Here is a 16,197-nt window from a genome sequence, read left to right as displayed (position 1 = left end):
AACAATTCCTCTTTATGCCATACGGTAAATACAATAATTATATTTACCATTATATGGAATTTCCTCTTCCTGATATAGTTTGTATCTAGATTTACTTAATACTATGTTTCGTAGACAGATGGAATATGAAACTGTCTTATATCGTGAGTTACAATAGCAACAATATTATTCTATTATCTTTAAATAGCCTCATAAAATCATCATAAAAGGTCGAACACATGAGAACATTAAAGATTCTTGTAATCAACAACTATGGCCAGTTCTGCCATCTTATCCATCGTGCGGTCCGGGACCTTGATATGGATACCGGAATAATCCCAAACACTACTTCGGTTGAAGATATCCTCGACATGGAACCGGATGGATTGATATTGAGCGGTGGCCCAAGCATGGAGCGCGCAGGCAACTGTGCAGAGTATCTGGAAAGTATCGACATCCCTCTACTGGGCATTTGCCTCGGACATCAGGTAATAGCCAAGTCATTCGGAGGCGAGGTCCGCCAGGGTAGCTCGGGAGGCTATGCCAGTGTGGAAATTGAGATAATTGACGAGGATGAGATTCTCAAAGGGCTTGGTCCAAGGACACATGTGTGGGCCTCTCATGCCGATGAGGTAAGCGTGCTGCCGGAAGATTTCATAAGGCTCGCAAGGTCTCCAATTTGCGAGATCGAGGCCATGAAACACTTTGAAAGGCCTATTTACGGCGTACAGTGGCACCCTGAAGTTGCACACACTGAAAAAGGAGAAAAGCTTCTGACGAATTTCTTTGAAGTATGTGAGAGGTACTAGCTCACATACCCATTTTCTTCATCATTTTCTGCATGTTGAACTTGCCGCCGCGGAATCCTTTCATGGCGGTCTGCATCATCTTGTGATATTTGAGGAGTTCCCTCACATCCTCTGCACTGGATCCTGAACCAATGGCTATCCTCTTTATGCGGGAGCTACCAATAACTCTCGGATTGAGCATTTCCTCTTCGGTCATGGAGTCCATCAGTACCCTGTAGCGCTTGAGCTTGTCGCCGGTAACCTGGTAAGCGTCCTCGGGTATCTTTGCTCCGAGTCCTCCAAGGGGGAGCATCTGCATGATCTGCTTCATGGGTCCGAGTTTATTCAGACTCTCGAGCTGCTTGTACATGTCCTTGAGAGTGAACCGGCCCATCATCATGGATTGTACGTCAAGTTCCTCGTCTGCCAGCGTCTCTTCTGCCTTTTCTATAAGGCTCTTGATATCGCCCATCCCAAGTAATCTGGAGATGAACCTGTCAGGCTCGAATCTCTCAAGGTCCTCAGGCGTTTCCCCGACCCCGATAAAGGCTATTGAGGAATTTGTCTCGGATACTGCGGAAAGAGCACCGCCACCCTTTGCAGTACCATCCAGCTTGGAGATTATAACTCCTGATATTCCGATAGATTCATTGAAAGCACGCGCCTGCTCGCTAGCCTGCTGCCCGATAGCACCATCAAGTACGAGAAGCTTATAATCCGGCTGTGCCATTGCATGTATATCTTCCATTTCCTTGATGAGGTCTTTCTCAAGGGAGTGCCTTCCTGCAGTGTCAACAATAATGACATCATACTTATGTAATTCTTTTAGTCCTCTCTCAACTATACCCACAGCATCAGGGTTTCCCTCTTCACCGTAGAATGCTACATCGAGTTTGGTACACAACGTTTTAAGTTGCTGGTAAGCACCCGGGCGGAACGTATCGGCGCATATTACTGCAGGTCTAAGCCCTTTCCTCTGGAAATATCGGGCCAGCTTGGATGTGGTTGTGGTCTTACCGCTACCCTGCAACCCTATCATCATTATCTTCTGGGGTTTGAGAGGTATATCGGTACTTTTTCCGATAATGTTGATAAGTTCCTGGTAGACTATCCTGAGCACGTGCTCCCTTGGGCTCATACCTGAGGGAACCTCTTCATTGAGCGACCGCTCTTTGATATGCTTTGACATCTCCATGACGAGTTTGACATTAACATCTGCCTGGAGCAGGGCTCTCTGGATGTCCTTGACTACCTCGGTCACAGTTCGTTCATCTATACGTCCTGATTTTACCAGTTTCTTGAGGGCATCCTGTAAGGAACTCCCTAATTTATCCATAACCATTTAAGGACCATCCTGTCTCTCTTTTAGTTCTAATAAATGGGCGTTCATATTTAACGTTGTTGTGAACTGGTTCATGTAATAAGTATCACATACATGCTTGTCATATAGAGCAAGAAATAGAAAAATTAACATATATATAGTTCTGATAAAAAACAACGAATTGAAAAGAAGTAGCGGGGGATGGATTCGAACCATCGGTCTACGGGTTATGAGCCCGTCGGGATCTCCTGGCTACCCCACCCCGCTTCGGTTATTGCTTCAATTCGTAAGGGTACCCCTAAGAAGAGTATCATTGCAGATAAAGGTTGCGTCTGGTTGCAGGAAAGCGAAAGAATATATGTCATTTCTGTCTAAATATATCAAAATCCGGAGGAAATCAAAATGGCGTTACCTGACAAGTTCAAATGTGTAATTACAAACTGGGATTATATTTACGATCTATGCAGAAATGTTGCAGACCAGATAAAAGATTCTGGCTATCAGCCCGACATGATAATAGCTCTTGCAAGAGGTGGCTGGTTTGGTGGGCGTGTGCTATGTGATTTTCTCGGACTGGATGACCTGACAAGTCTTAAGATAGAGCACTATGTCGGGACTGCACTTGCAGGTAATGAGCCAATGATAAGGTATCCTCTGGCAAATGATTGCGTTAAGGGAAAGAACGTACTGATCGTTGATGATATAGCCGATACAGGGAAAAGTCTCCTGCATTCCAGGGAATATGTTATGCAACAGAATCCAAAGGAGGTCAGGACAGCAACACTCCAGTATCTTGAATGCTCTGCTTTTGATCCGGAATATTGCGGTGAGCGCCTTGAAGAGTGGGCCTGGGTTGTCTTCCCATGGAACTTTATGGAAGATATGATAGACATCATTTCAAGACTTATGTCAAAGGAGAGTCGCACATCATGGGACATCCCTTCGATAAGGCATGGACTTTACGTGCATCATTCGCTAGATTCTTTTTCCTTTGAGATAGCACAGCCTGGCAGGCTCCCTGAGATCATGGCCGAGATGACTCGCAGGGGAATCGTGAAGCAGACCTTGGAGAGTGGAAAACAATCATGGGGACTGGCTTGAGTGTTCCCTGGATATGAAAGAGAGGAATCTCATGAATGAAAAGGCTGATATTGCCATCATAGGCGGAAGCGGTATCTACGATACCAATATGCTGGATAAGGTACGGACTGTTGATATCGACACTCCCTTTGGAAAACCTTCTGACTCGATCATTATAGGTGAACATGGCGATAAAAGTGTGTGTTTTCTGCCAAGACATGGTACCGGACACAGGATATCTCCTACCGAGCTCAACTCCAGGGCGAATATCTTTGCACTGAAGAAACTGGGCGTCAAGCGCATCATAGCAGCATCTGCAGTTGGTAGTCTGAAAAAAGAACTGGCTCCACTTGATATTGTCATCCCGGACCAGATATATGACCGCACAAGATCAAGACCTTCCACATTCTTTGAGGGTGGAATCGTGGCACACATAGGATTTGCTGACCCGTTCTGCCCCGAAATGTCATCATCTCTTGTGGATATTGCCCGGTCCAAAGGCTATGATGTAAAGGAAGGCGGAACTTATGTGTGCATGGAGGGCCCGCAGTTCTCGACACGTGCAGAGTCCAGGGTATACCAGGCGCTGGGCTTTGATATTATTGGCATGACTGCAATACCTGAGGCCAAACTGGCACGTGAAGCGGAAATATGCTACTCCATGATAGCCACTGTGACAGACTACGATGTATGGAATGAGGAGGATGTCACTATAGAAACGGTCATTGAGAACGCTGTCAAGAACGAAGCTGCCGTAAAGGATATTATTGTGGAAGCCATCGGAAAGATAAGCCCGGATCAGAAGTGCATGTGCAAGGATGCCTTGGCAGGGGCTATTACAACCTCTCCCGGGATGATATCTTATGAAACCAGAAGGAGACTGGGACCGTTGATTGGGAGATATCTTAATAGGTGATGTCTTATCCTTATCTGCAGATTATCGCAAGGATTTTAATATACATAGTGCTTATATAATCCGGTGAACCATGCCTCACAAGTGCACACGATGTGAATCAATATTCGACGACGGTGCTCCCGTTATACTTAGCGGCTGTCCTAGCTGCGGTTGGAATAAGTTCCTCTACGTAAAAGAGGAAGAAAAGGAGCGAGCTGAAAAAGAGGCATCTGAAGGTGATAAAGGTGAGGCTGGGAGAGGGACTGAACATCATACGGTAATAGATGAGAGTTCAGGACACAAGCCTGAAGATAAGCCTGCAGGAAAGATAATACGGGAGATCGATGAGATAATCGGTCCTGAGAAAAAAGACCGAAGTATCTCAGAAGATGAAGGCGAACGTGTGGAATCCGTACGTATACTGGGCCCGGGTTCCTATGAGCTGAACCTTGAATCCCTTTTCGATCGCAAGGAAATAGTGATGGCGATAAAAGAAGATGGTACCTATGCACTGCATCTGTCTTCCATGTTCAAAAGGGATAAGGATAGGAAGTAAAGATGGCAGTGCCAGGTTCATCAGTAATGGGACAAACAATAGACAAGACTTTCCAGACTCGCTTCTGGGAGGTTGACTTTTTCCGGGGTGTGGCGATTGTCCTCATGGTGATCTATCATTTGTTCTACGACTTGAGATCTTTAGGTATATACGAACTGGATGTTAATTCAGGTATCCTGCTGATAATAGGAAGAAGTGCTTCTATGACTTTCATTTTCCTTGTAGGCCTGTCCCTCACTCTTAGTTATTCCCGGGCAAGGAGTCGTGCAAGTGGAAATCGTAGTCTATTTCCCAAATATGTAAGAAGGGGTGCTGCTATATTCTCATGGGGACTTGTCATTACCTTTGTCACAGGCACACTTCTTCCCCGCGGTACCATCTTTTTCGGGATACTTCACCTGATAGGCGTTTCTATTATCCTGGCATATCCTTTTCTTAAATTTCAGATGAAACCCCTGTTTGTAGGTCTGGCTATCCTTTTCATAGGTTTTTTTGCAGAAGGTGCATATGTTGATTTTCCCTGGTTGCTCTGGCTTGGCCTCAGGCCCTACGGTTTTTATTCCATAGATTACGTCCCTTTAATTCCCTGGTTCGGCCTGGTCCTCCTGGGTGTTTCAGCCGGAAACATCCTGTACCGTGGTTATAGGAGGCAGTTCAGGATACGTGACCTTGAAAATAATTATCTGGTGAGACTGTTTGGTCTTCTGGGCAGGAACTCACTTTTTATTTACCTGGTGCATCAACCATTGATCATAGGCTTCCTGATACTTGGAGGATTTACGAATATTGATTTTATGCCATTTTAGTTTTGATGGGACCTTTATTGTGAGCTTTCTGTAAAATGGGCTTCTCCTTTTACGAACCTGTCCTCCCTGTAATCTTCAAAAGCCTGTCTTAATTCTTCCTGCGTGTTCATTACTACCGGTCCGCGCCATGCAACAGGTTCATTCAATGGTTTGCCTGAAAGCAACAGGAACCTTATTCCTTTGTCTGCAGCTTTTACTTCTACCCAGTAATCACTCTCGAATATGACAAGGCTCTCACTTCCTGCAGATAAGGTACCTTCCGGGTCGAAATAACCCTCTCCTTCCAGAACATATGCCATAATAGTATTTTCCGGCTGCGTGGGATGCCTGAATGAGGCGTTGGCCGGTATGTTCACATCCAGATATTCTATCTCAGTCATGATATCCTTAACAGGTCCGTGCATCCCATCGACATCTCCGCATATCACTTTGACCACGGTGCCGTTCATGGTATGCACTGAAGGTATCTGTTCACTTTTAATTTCCCTGTATCTGGGCTGCATCATCTTATGTGCTGCAGGGAGGTTTGTCCACAGTTGTAGTCCCCAGAGTTCTCCATTCTCGTTTCCCTTTGGCATTTCCTGGTGTATTATGCCGCTGCCCGCGGTCATCCACTGTATGTCGCCGGGGCCTATCGTGCCTTTGTTCCCGAGGCTGTCCCTGTGCTCCACACTCCCGGAAATCATGTATGTTATAGTTTCCATACCACGATGTGGATGCCACGGGAATCCCATCCTGTAATCACTCGGATTGCCCGAGTGGAAATTGTCAAGCATAAGGAACGGGTCTAGGTCCGGGCCTCTGCTTGAAGTGAACGCCCTTTTTAGATGCACTCCGGCCCCTTCGGTGATCGGCACGCTCTTCAGTATCTGTCTGACATTACTGGTATTGCTTATATCGCTGGTATTGTCCATTGTTTCCCCCTATGGATATCGTCCGTAAGCCGTATTAACCATTTGTGTCATCTTCTTTATATCTTTACAAAAGAAACCATGGCTGGCGAGCAAATGCATGAAGATCTTGTATCAAGTATAAGGGTGGAACTGGCCCAAAGTGCAGAAGAAAAAACAAAAGCTTCATCTGCGCGCTTTTTCAAGGAAGGGATAAACTGTTATGGTGTAAAGGCAGCAACTGTCATTAAAATCGCAGATAAATACTTCCGGCAGATAAAGGATGAAAGCAAGCAGGAGGTATTTTCTCTGTGCGAACATCTCCTTGCATCAGACCTCTTTGAAGAATCCTCTGTTGCTTTTGACTGGGTTTACCGTTTCAGGAAATACTACGAGCCTTCTGACTTTGAGATATTTGAAGAATGGATTGGGAAATACGTTAACAATTGGGCAAAATGCGATACTTTATGTAATCATTCGGTTGCCACGTTCATTGAAACTTATCCCGATTACATGCACAGGCTCAAAGAGTGGACCGCCTCTGATAACCGGTGGTTCAGGAGGGCTGCAGCTGTTACTCTTGTGCTGCCAGCCAGGAACGGGAAATTCCTGGAAGATGTCCTGGAAATAGCCGACCGGCTGCTAGAAGATGAAGATGACCTTGTACGCAAGGGTTATGGGTGGATGCTCAAGGAAGCAGGTAAAGCGCACCAGCAGGAAATATTCGAATATGTGATGAAAAATAAGACGGTCATGCCAAGAACCTCTTTGAGGTATGCCATCGAGAAAGGTATTGAAGTATTCCCTCTCTTACAACGTTCATTACATGCAATATAGTGGGTTCTACATTCTTTGTAAGGATTCCCACAACAACATCTATCTCTCCAATATCTTCCAGCTGCTCCCCTATGCCGCGATTTACTTCCATGTTCTCCCCTATCTCTGCTTGTACTGATTATACAAATATGTCGACATCTTTCAGGTTAACTTTCTGCCGGAATCCTACTTAAATAAACCCTTTCAAAAATACTATATTTAACTTAGTTCCGGCAGCAGACTGTGATTAACCTCGGAAAACTAATAATCATGAGGAATAACATGTACTAAAATACAATTCAGAATCCATCTGGAGGCAAGTAAATCGGAGAGAGTAAGTAAGAACTTACTCCTCCCTGTGAATCTCGAATATCAATGTCTTCAAAGGTTCATTTCTGTGCAAAAATTCTTTCATCCGCGCTCTTGAGTATATATAGCAGCATTTCCTCGTATGAAATGCCAGCAAGCTTTGCCATCTTTGCCAGGTGGCCGTCCCAGCACCAGCCTGGATTTGGGTTCACTTCCAGAAGCTTAGGGTTGCCTGCTGCATCAAGTCTCCAGTCAAGGCGAGTGTAATCCCTGCACTCAAGCCGGTTGATGAGCTTCAGGCTGCAATCTATGATCTTTTCTTCTATATCCCGTGGCAGGTCCGCAGAAACAGATTTTATTTTCCAGTATGGTGATTCCGGTATCCACTTTGCCTCATATCCACACACCTTTGGCAGGTCCTCCGGAAGCTCGGAGTAGTCCTCCTGAATTATAGGAAGGACTGTGTAGTTCTCAGGAGGGTTGCCGATGATCCCTATGCTGAGGTCCTTTCCTGTCAGGAACTCTTCAATGAGTATCGGTTTATCGTATCCCAGACCCTCTCTTATGCCGTAGATGGCCCTGACAACTTCATCATAGCTGTTACATACGCTGTGCTGGTTAAGTCCGAAACTCGAATCGCCAAAGTTAGGTTTTACAATAACTGGGAAGCCCAATGGTAGCTCAAACATGCTGTCCTCCGCCTTTATGATTATACCTTCAGGCACCGGTACTTCCAGATCCTTTGCAATTCCTCTGACAAGTGCCTTATCATAACAGAATGCAAGACATTGAGGTCCTGATCCGGTGTAGGGGATACCCAGCATTTCCAGCAGTGCGGGTACATGCAGTTCCCTTCTGGGATCGTTGCTGTAACCCTCGTCACACAGGTTGAACACGAAATCTACTTTGCCTTTGAGCTTTGCAAGGTCAGGGATGAGCGTATCGTGGTTGTCCAGGTATTTGAAAGAGTAACCTTCGGCTGGCTGGATACTGCCTTTCAGCTGATCAATGGTATACAGGTCGTCATCATCAAAGACGCCAGAGGGTTTTAGTTCATCTCTCTTCTTCGGGTCCCCGAAAACGACCACTATGTTCTTTTCAGCATCTTTTGTTTTCTTCTTCTTGGGTGTCCATTCCTTCTTGATAGATGCAGTTACGAATATGCGCCTTTCCATCATTCCCAGGTCCTGGTTGCGGAGGGTCTCGGACTTAATGGAATCCACTATCTCTATATCTGTAAATTCTGCCTCCTTCAGAAGTTCAATGAGGCCTTCGTTTGTATAAAGTCGCTCTGCGTAGAACTGGTCTGCAACAACACCCGAGGTTTCGTTGACGATTACCTCTCTTGATATCAGCTTCTGACCGTCGATGGATATGGACCGCTCCCTGCACACAAAATTGTGTTTATCGATCCATTCCCAGGACCTTGGCTGGTAATTCTCTTTAAGATAAGAACCATCCGCCACATCAAGCAGGATCTTTCCCCAGGGCTTGAGTATCCGTTTGACTTCTTTTAATACTCTCAGGTCTTCTTCAGCTGTTTCAAAATAACCAAAACTGTTTCCCAGAAGCATGACCGCATCGAAACTATCAGTTATATAGGGGGTTTTCCTGGCATCGCCTTCCCTGAACTTAATACTCAGTCCCTCTTTTTTCGCAGATGTCTTTGCCTTCTGGATAAGATAATGGGATCTATCCAGCCCTTCCACATTCTTCATGCCTCTTCTTGCAAGCTCCAGTGTATGCCTTCCCTGCCCGCAGCACAGGTCAAGCACGTGACTCTCAGGTGTTAATTTGAGGATGTTGTGAAAAGTGTCTATCTCCTGTCTGGTGATGGCGGCATCATCAACTATATCTGCATCTGTTTTCAGGTAAAGGGAATTGAATATCTTTTTCCACCACTCCGGATTCACATGTTCTTCAAGACGTGAGACAGGCCCGAGTGTCCTTGGTCTGCTTTTGCATTTGTTCTGGTAGTTTTTGGCTTTATTTTTCATCAGGTATTTCCCTCTGAATTATGGGCTGTATCTATCGATACATTTAAGCTGAAAATAGATATCTTAAGAATAAAAATCTATGTCCGCACAAGACTTTTTGCTGGTGCTGCATATTTTATATTAATTATATTTTTTAAATATGCTCAAATATGGCTGCCGTTTTAAGTTTTCAATTCACAGTTACCCCGCGTCAGCAAAAATCGCTCAGGAATGTCTGCCTCTCATCGATCTTTTCGAGTTTGCTGACCCCTACCCCAAGCAACCTGAACCTGCCACAGCCCATGAACTCTTCCATCAGCTCAACAGCCACTTTAGTTATTGATATCTTATCGGTCGTTGCTGCATGCAGGGTCTTGGCTCGTGTATAGGTCCTGAAATCATCAAAGCGGACCCTTATGCTAACTGTTCTGAACCGGAACCTCTTTTTCGTAAGGTCTGCATGTACTTTTTCAGTAAGTTCACAGAACACGTTTTTTATTAGTCCGGGATCGAAAATGTCTTCGTCAAAGGTATCCTCTGTACTGATGGACTTTACCTCTTCCTTCTCTTTTACCTGCCTTGGATCAATGCCGTTTGCAAGCTGGTGCATTACAAGGCCATATTTCCCAAAACGTGATATCAGAAGCTGGACATCGGCTGTCGCAAGCTGCCCGATTGTGTTTATGCCTATCTCTACCAATACTGGTTGTGTCTTTTTTCCAATCCCGGGTATCCGGGACACACAAAGAGGATAGAGGAAACTTTCTTTTTCCTCTGGTCTTACGACCGTCAGTCCATCGGGCTTGTTAATGTCGGAAGCTATTTTGGCAATGACCTTGTTGGGCGCGACCCCAACAGAGCAGGTCAGACCCTGCTTGCAAAGCACCTCCTGCTTGATCTTTTGTGCAAGCATGGTGGCTGATCGGTAGTCTTCTATGCTGTCCCCGATGTCCAGATAGGCTTCGTCAACACTGACTTGCTGGAACCTGTCTGCAAATATACGCAGTATTTCCATTATATTGTTCGATGTTTCCTTGTAAAGCTCCATATTAACAGGCAGGTAGATGGCTTCAGGGCACAAACGATAGGCTCTTGATATGGGCATTGCTGAGTGGATGCCGAATTTCCTTGCTTCATATGAGCAGGTGCTGACAACTCCTCTTCCCTTCCCTCCTTTTGGGTCAGAGCCTACAACCACAGGCAAACCTCTAAGTTCAGGCCGCTCCCTGACCTCAATGGAAGAATAAAAACTGTCCATGTCCACGTGCATTGTTATCCTGCTGTGCGGTGGCTTGTTCATTGAGATTATTTTTATATAATAAGTACTTTAATTAAACTATTGGTAGCGCCATGAAAGTATTCCATAAAGGTACTGGAATCTACCGATTGAATCAATCATCAGGTGAAGAATGTATTATACATATATTGCAATGTTAGCTTATCTTGTTGTTCTTTTCCTCACCCTGCGCGACATCCGCATCTACAGGCGCACGGGTCTGGCATCGTACCGCAAGGGAGCCTTTAAAGGGCTCATGGCCTCAACTGTGGTACTCGTGGGTACCCTGCTCACTACTTTGTTCCCAAATCCTGGGTTGCTTATAGTCTTTATCGGACTTTTCATAAACCGTAAAGGTATCAGGGAAAAGGTGTTCAGGGATGCGGGAACCATAGATAGGTTGTTGGGCAAGACCGACATTTAATTAAGGTTGGAAGTCTATCCCGATAATCCAAAAGGTATAAATGTAAGGGTATTTATTATAAGCCGTTACAACTTATTGTCATAAAGTTTACAGTTTCATTACATACTAATGGAGAATTATCATGGGAAATATTAGACAGAACAACATCAAGACTATCTCACTACGGTTAGTTGACAAGTATAGCGACTCCTTTACAGGGGACTTTGACGCAAACAAGCTTCTTGTGACAAAGTATACCACCATAGAGAGTAAAGTTATCAGAAACCGTGTTGCAGGTTACGTAACAAGAAAGATCACACACAAGCCCAAAGAATAAACCTTTGAAGGGGTGTCCCATGTTCGAAGGAGTTCTACCTGCGCTTGTCACGCCATTCTCAAAGGACAATACCATTGACGCGGAAAGTTTCAGGAAGATTGTCTCATTTGTTGAAGAAGGCGGTGTTTCAGGAATCGTGGCCTGTGGCACAACAGGTGAGTCGGCAACCCTCTCAATGACGGAGCATAAACAGCTCATTAACCTTTCCATGGATTGCGCCAATGTCCCGGTAATTGCCGGTACGGGTTCCAACAACACGGTTGAAGCTGTCGAACTGACCAAGCATGCGACAGATGCAGGGGCCGATGCGGCTCTTGTAATTTCTCCTTATTACAACAAGTCCAATAAGGCAGGGCTTCTTGCTCATTTTAAGACAATAGCTGAATCCACTGATATTCCTATCATCCTTTATAATGTGCCTTCCCGTACCGGACAGGATGTTTCGGCGGAAATAATCGCAGAGCTTGCAAAAGTTGGAAATATCGTAGCTGTCAAGGAAGCAAGCGGAAGTGTTGAGAAGGTTTCTCGTATCCTTGAGCTGACCGCTGATGAGGACTTTGAAGTCCTGTCCGGCGAGGATGGCTTGACACTGCCGATATTGTCGCTTGGTGGCATCGGTGTTATTTCAGTTGTTGCCAATGTGGTACCCGGGATGATGGTAAAGCTCGTAGATGCGGCTCGCAGAGGGGACCTGAAAACTGCAAGGGAAATGCACTTCAGAATGGCCCCGCTCATAAGAGCGCTGTTCTCTGAGACAAATCCCATACCCGTTAAGCGTGCTCTGGAGCTAATGGGTCTTGCAAGAGGGGATCTCAGACTCCCGCTGGCACCTCTCAGTGAAGAGGGCGATAATATCCTGAAAGACATACTTCATGAACTTGGGTGTATAGCATGATCAATATAGCAATTACGGGCGCATCAGGTAAAATGGGTAAGCTCATCTTATCCAATATCCTTAAAACCGAAGGTGTCAGGCTTTCAGCTGCATTTGACCTTGTGAACATAGGGGAGGATGTAGGGGAAACTGCCCAGTTAGGCTCACTGAATGTTCCAATCTCAGATGTTAAGGACATCGAGTCCGTACTTAAGTCATCTGATACTGATGTACTTGTGGATTTTACTATTGCCGGGGCAACGGTTGTCAATGCTCCAAAGGCTGCAGCATGCGGAGTGAATCTTGTTATAGGCACGACAGGCTTTACTGCTGAACAGAAGGCAACCATTGAAGATGCTATCCTGAAGAACAATGTCGCAGGAATCATATCACCTAACTACGCGGTAGGCGTCAACGTCTTCTTCAGAATACTGAAAGAAGCCGCCAGGTATCTCGGTGAAATGGATGTCGAGATTATCGAAGCCCATCACAATCAGAAGAAAGATGCTCCAAGCGGTACTGCTAAAAAGGCTGCTGAAGTTATCAGTGAGGCCCTTGGAGGTAAGGAATATGTCTACGGACGTGAGGGGCTGGCCCCAAGAGGCAGGGAAATAGGTATCCATGCTGTGCGCGGCGGGGATATTGTAGGGGATCACACCGTACTTTTTGCAGGCGATGGTGAAAGGATCGAGATAAAACATCAGGCGCATTCCAGGCAGGCATTTGCAGGCGGCGCGGTAAAAGCTGCTGTATGGATTGCCCGTGCAAATCCTGGTATCTATACAATGGAGGACATTCTTGGGTTATAAGGCTCATCGAATTCCCCCGTTTTGACTTTATTTGAAAGTGTGGTATTTTCATATACTTTTTGTGGCCAAAAGGATATAGATGTTTTTTTAGATGGTCGTAAAAATAGACCGTAATTTCTCATTTATGAGCGTGAGTATTATATATTTGTACAAATATATATTCATTTATAGCACCCAACTCCACGTCAGGGTGGTATATGCGCTGGCTATATCCAATATTCCTATTTTCTGTTTATTTTCTCAATTTAGAGAAGATGCTTTGCAATATCTTCAGAGATGAATCTGCCACAATATGTGCATCTTAACCGGAGGCATCCTTCTACCGCAACATCGAACTTTGATGTGACAGGTTCATTACTATTGGAGATACAATTCGGATTCACGCACTTGACAACACCTTCAACGAAAATGGGGATGTGAACTTTCTTTTTCTGAGAGACATTGAAATTCCGGATTATATTGATAGTGGCATTGGGTGCTATTAGTGCTATCCTGTCCACCTCGCGGACATTTAGCTCCCGGTTCTCTATCTTAACAACATCCTTAATCCCAAATTTTCCGGGTGAGTTGAGAAGCACACTCACAACCCCCTGTGAAGAATCCGGGATGCCAAGTATCTTTAACACATTAAGGGCCTGACCGGCAATGATATGATCTATAACCGTTCCATTTTCGATTCTCTTAACCCTGAGTTCCTGTTCCTCGTTAATCATTCCATCGCCCCCAGCACAAGCGCAAGCAGAGCCATCCTGACCGGCACTCCATAGAAAGCCTGTCTGAAGTAACATGCATGCGGCATCTCATCCACTCCAGTATGTATTTCGTTAACCCTTGGAAGCGGATGTAATATCTTAAGCTCAGTTTTGACATTTGCCAGGAGCTCCGGTGTGATCTTTAACTTATTAGCGACTTTCTCGTATTCTGTCGGGTCAAGGAATCTCTCCTTCTGTATGCGGGTCATGTATAGCACATCAACCTCGTTAATGGCATGTTCTATGGAGTCTGTCTCGGTGACTTTTGCACCTCTTTTTTCAAGATCCTTTATTATCTCCTCCGGCATTCTAAGTTCCATTGGCGATATCAGGGTAATATCTGCACCATACAGGGACAGCGCGTAACACAAGGAATGTACAGTCCTGCCATATTTCAGGTCTCCTGCAAGTGCTATCTTTACTCCCTCAAGATGACTTTCCCTTTTAATGGTATAGAGGTCCAGGAGAGTTTGTGTGGGATGGTGACCTGCACCATCACCTGCATTCAGGATGGGTACAGTTGAGAACTCGGATGCAAGCCGTGCTGCCCCTTCTTTTGGATGGCGCAACACGATTGCATCTGCATAACCGTCCACGACCCTTATAGTATCTGCAAGGGTTTCGCCCTTTGCGATCGAGCTGGCATCTATGGATCCCAGATTAAGCACATTTCCTCCAAGGCGGTACATGGCTGTTTCAAAAGACATGCGGGTTCTTGTGCTTGGTTCAAAGAAGAGCACTGCCAGGACCTTGCCACTAAGCAGGTCTGATCTTTGTTTTCCAAGAGCTATCGGCTCCATTCTTTCTGCTGTCTCAAGGATGCTATCGATCATATCCCTGGAAAACGATGTCATTGAGATGATGTGGTGGCCCTTAAATTTCATCGGACAATAAAGGAATTACATGGGATAAATGTTTACTGATAGGATTCCCTGTTCGGATATTTCCCATCAGGTCATTTCCTTATCTTACTGACATTTTGTTGAGATTAGATTTATACGTTCTAAAGTATTTAGTAGTACAGAAATAAATGAAGGTGATCATATAAGACCTATAATCCAGGTTGCCCTGGATATTCTGGAAACAGACCGCGCTATCCAGATTGCTGGAGAAGCCCTGGAGGGAGGTGCGGACTGGATAGAGGCAGGCACTCCGCTTATCAAAAGCGAGGGAATGGATGCCATAAGGAGGCTCAAAGCAGCGTTCCCCAGTAGGACCCTTGTGGCAGATATGAAGATAGCCGACACCGGAGCCATGGAAGTAGAGATGGCAGCAAAGGCCGGTGCGGATATAGTAGTCATTCTTGGGAGTGCTGATGATTCCACAGTACTTGAAGCTGTCAGGGCCGCAAAGAAATATGGCGCCCGGATCATGGCTGATCTCATATCTTCATCCGAGCCGATATCCCGCTCAAAAGACCTCGAGCGTATGGGTGTTGACTACATAAACGTGCATGCAGGCATCGATCAGCAGATGACAGGGCACGATTCACTCACTATCATGAAGGAAGTCTTAAAGAAAGTGAACATACCTGTTGCTGTTGCAGGCGGCTTAGACTCTGTTTCATGCGCACAGGCCGTTACAGCCGGTGCTCAGATAGTGATAGTGGGGGGCAACATAGTCCGTTCATCTGACGTGACAGCCTCAGCCAGGTTCATAAGGAGCAGTGTGGATGTGCCTTCTAATGTATCCCATTCGGGAAAAAGCCGCGATGACGAGATACGTGATATTCTCATGTCAGTTTCTACTTCTAACATCTCCGATGCCATGCACCGCAAGGGAGCTATGCAGAACATATTTTCTCAGGTGCCCGGCAGGAAAATGGTCGGCACTGCTGTTACAGTACAGACCTTCAGGGGTGACTGGGCAAAGCCTGTTGAGGCCATTGATGTGGCAGGGAAAAATAATGTGATCGTGATCTATAACGGAAGCAGTCATGTGGCTCCATGGGGTGGCCTTGCGACCCAGAGCTGCCTGAACAAGGAGATAGCAGGCGTCGTTGTTGATGGTGCTGTCAGGGATATAGAGGATATCCGGTCAATGGTGCTGCCTGTATTTGCCACGTGTCATGTTCCCAACGCCGGGGAGCCCAAGGGTTTTGGTGAGATCAACTCCGAGATCGTTTGCGGCAACCAGACCGTTAGGCCCGGCGACTACATAGTGGGAGACGATAACGGTGTAGTAGTGATTCCGAGGGAGCGTGCCTATGAGATTGCAAGGCGGGCAAAGGAAGTTAAGAAGACAGAACAACGCCTGTCCGAAGAAATAAGAAGAGGAGCGACCCTTTCTGAGGTCATGAAGCTCAAAAAATGGGAAAAACATTGAAAAAC

The 16,197-nt window shown here is 45.7% G+C and carries 17 protein-coding genes and 1 tRNA gene; 11 read left to right on the top strand and 7 right to left on the bottom strand.

Annotation, left to right across the window (positions count from 1 at the left end):
* Positions 1-218 precede the first annotated feature (218 nt).
* Entirely contained in the window at positions 219-788 is a 570-nt protein-coding gene (locus QZZ22_RS01855; protein ID WP_292462058.1) for a GMP synthase subunit A, read from the top strand.
* Between the two features lies 1 nt (position 789).
* Here QZZ22_RS01855 and QZZ22_RS01850 read toward each other — a convergent pair whose 3' ends face one another.
* Entirely contained in the window at positions 790-2,109 is a 1,320-nt protein-coding gene (locus QZZ22_RS01850; protein ID WP_292462056.1) for a signal recognition particle protein Srp54, read from the bottom strand.
* A gap of 171 nt (positions 2,110-2,280) precedes the next feature.
* Positions 2,281-2,355, bottom strand: a tRNA-Met gene (locus QZZ22_RS01845).
* A gap of 135 nt (positions 2,356-2,490) precedes the next feature.
* On the opposite strand from QZZ22_RS01845, the gene QZZ22_RS01840 reads away from it, so the two are divergent.
* From QZZ22_RS01840 to QZZ22_RS01825, 4 genes are all read left to right on the top strand, one after another.
* Positions 2,491-3,189 carry a phosphoribosyltransferase gene (locus QZZ22_RS01840; RefSeq protein WP_292462055.1) on the top strand — a complete coding sequence of 233 codons (699 nt, stop codon included), beginning with the start codon at positions 2,491-2,493 and terminating at the stop codon, positions 3,187-3,189.
* 31 nt (positions 3,190-3,220) lie between these two features.
* On the top strand, positions 3,221-4,084 hold the full coding sequence (gene mtnP, locus QZZ22_RS01835; protein WP_292462053.1) for an S-methyl-5'-thioadenosine phosphorylase: 864 nt from the start codon (positions 3,221-3,223) through the stop codon (positions 4,082-4,084).
* A 70-nt stretch (positions 4,085-4,154) separates the two neighbouring features.
* A complete protein-coding gene (locus QZZ22_RS01830) occupies positions 4,155-4,619 on the top strand; it encodes a Zn-ribbon domain-containing protein (RefSeq protein WP_292462051.1) in 465 nt (154 codons plus the stop codon).
* 26 nt (positions 4,620-4,645) lie between these two features.
* Complete coding sequence (locus QZZ22_RS01825) at positions 4,646-5,425, top strand: heparan-alpha-glucosaminide N-acetyltransferase (RefSeq protein ID WP_292462050.1); 780 nt, start codon at positions 4,646-4,648, stop codon at positions 5,423-5,425.
* A gap of 14 nt (positions 5,426-5,439) precedes the next feature.
* Here QZZ22_RS01825 and QZZ22_RS01820 read toward each other — a convergent pair whose 3' ends face one another.
* Positions 5,440-6,339 carry a pirin family protein gene (locus QZZ22_RS01820; RefSeq protein WP_292462048.1) on the bottom strand — a complete coding sequence of 300 codons (900 nt, stop codon included), beginning with the start codon at positions 6,337-6,339 and terminating at the stop codon, positions 5,440-5,442.
* A gap of 93 nt (positions 6,340-6,432) precedes the next feature.
* On the opposite strand from QZZ22_RS01820, the gene QZZ22_RS01815 reads away from it, so the two are divergent.
* Positions 6,433-7,152 (top strand): DNA alkylation repair protein, encoded by a 720-nt coding sequence (locus tag QZZ22_RS01815; protein ID WP_292462046.1) that lies wholly within the window; start codon positions 6,433-6,435, stop codon positions 7,150-7,152.
* A gap of 368 nt (positions 7,153-7,520) precedes the next feature.
* On the opposite strand, the gene QZZ22_RS01810 is transcribed toward QZZ22_RS01815, so the two are convergent.
* The gene (locus QZZ22_RS01810; RefSeq protein ID WP_292462043.1) at positions 7,521-9,437 is read right to left on the bottom strand and encodes a methyltransferase domain-containing protein; all 1,917 of its coding nucleotides are present in this window, start codon (positions 9,435-9,437) and stop codon (positions 7,521-7,523) included.
* A 190-nt stretch (positions 9,438-9,627) separates the two neighbouring features.
* Positions 9,628-10,716: a DNA polymerase IV gene (dinB, locus tag QZZ22_RS01805; protein WP_292462041.1), complete on the bottom strand. Its 1,089-nt coding sequence runs from the start codon at positions 10,714-10,716 to the stop codon at positions 9,628-9,630.
* A 130-nt stretch (positions 10,717-10,846) separates the two neighbouring features.
* Between dinB and QZZ22_RS01800 the strand changes: the two genes are divergently transcribed.
* From QZZ22_RS01800 to dapB, 4 genes are all read left to right on the top strand, one after another.
* Positions 10,847-11,116 carry a hypothetical protein gene (locus QZZ22_RS01800; protein ID WP_342765067.1) on the top strand — a complete coding sequence of 90 codons (270 nt, stop codon included), beginning with the start codon at positions 10,847-10,849 and terminating at the stop codon, positions 11,114-11,116.
* A gap of 121 nt (positions 11,117-11,237) precedes the next feature.
* Positions 11,238-11,432: a 30S ribosomal protein S17e gene (locus QZZ22_RS01795; protein WP_015053325.1), complete on the top strand. Its 195-nt coding sequence runs from the start codon at positions 11,238-11,240 to the stop codon at positions 11,430-11,432.
* 19 nt (positions 11,433-11,451) lie between these two features.
* Complete coding sequence (gene dapA / locus QZZ22_RS01790; protein WP_292462036.1) at positions 11,452-12,327, top strand: 4-hydroxy-tetrahydrodipicolinate synthase; 876 nt, start codon at positions 11,452-11,454, stop codon at positions 12,325-12,327.
* The gene (gene dapB / locus QZZ22_RS01785; RefSeq protein ID WP_292462034.1) at positions 12,324-13,115 is read left to right on the top strand and encodes a 4-hydroxy-tetrahydrodipicolinate reductase; all 792 of its coding nucleotides are present in this window, start codon (positions 12,324-12,326) and stop codon (positions 13,113-13,115) included. The genes dapA and dapB overlap by 4 nt, the downstream gene beginning before the upstream one ends.
* Before the next feature lie 245 nt (positions 13,116-13,360).
* On the opposite strand, the gene pyrI is transcribed toward dapB, so the two are convergent.
* Positions 13,361-13,825 (bottom strand): aspartate carbamoyltransferase regulatory subunit, encoded by a 465-nt coding sequence (gene pyrI / locus QZZ22_RS01780; protein ID WP_292462201.1) that lies wholly within the window; start codon positions 13,823-13,825, stop codon positions 13,361-13,363.
* The gene (pyrB, locus tag QZZ22_RS01775) at positions 13,825-14,751 is read right to left on the bottom strand and encodes an aspartate carbamoyltransferase (RefSeq protein WP_292462032.1); all 927 of its coding nucleotides are present in this window, start codon (positions 14,749-14,751) and stop codon (positions 13,825-13,827) included. The genes pyrI and pyrB overlap by 1 nt, the downstream gene beginning before the upstream one ends.
* 103 nt (positions 14,752-14,854) lie before the next feature.
* Here pyrB and hxlA point away from each other — a divergent pair, with 103 nt between their 5' ends.
* Entirely contained in the window at positions 14,855-16,192 is a 1,338-nt protein-coding gene (gene hxlA, locus QZZ22_RS01770; RefSeq protein ID WP_342765068.1) for a 3-hexulose-6-phosphate synthase, read from the top strand.
* Positions 16,193-16,197 lie beyond the last annotated feature (5 nt).

Source organism: Methanolobus sp. (genome assembly GCF_016278365.1).
Taxonomy (GTDB): Archaea; Halobacteriota; Methanosarcinia; order Methanosarcinales; family Methanosarcinaceae; genus Methanolobus.
Note: the sequence above shows the minus strand (reverse complement) of the source record. Positions and strands in the feature narration are given on the sequence as shown.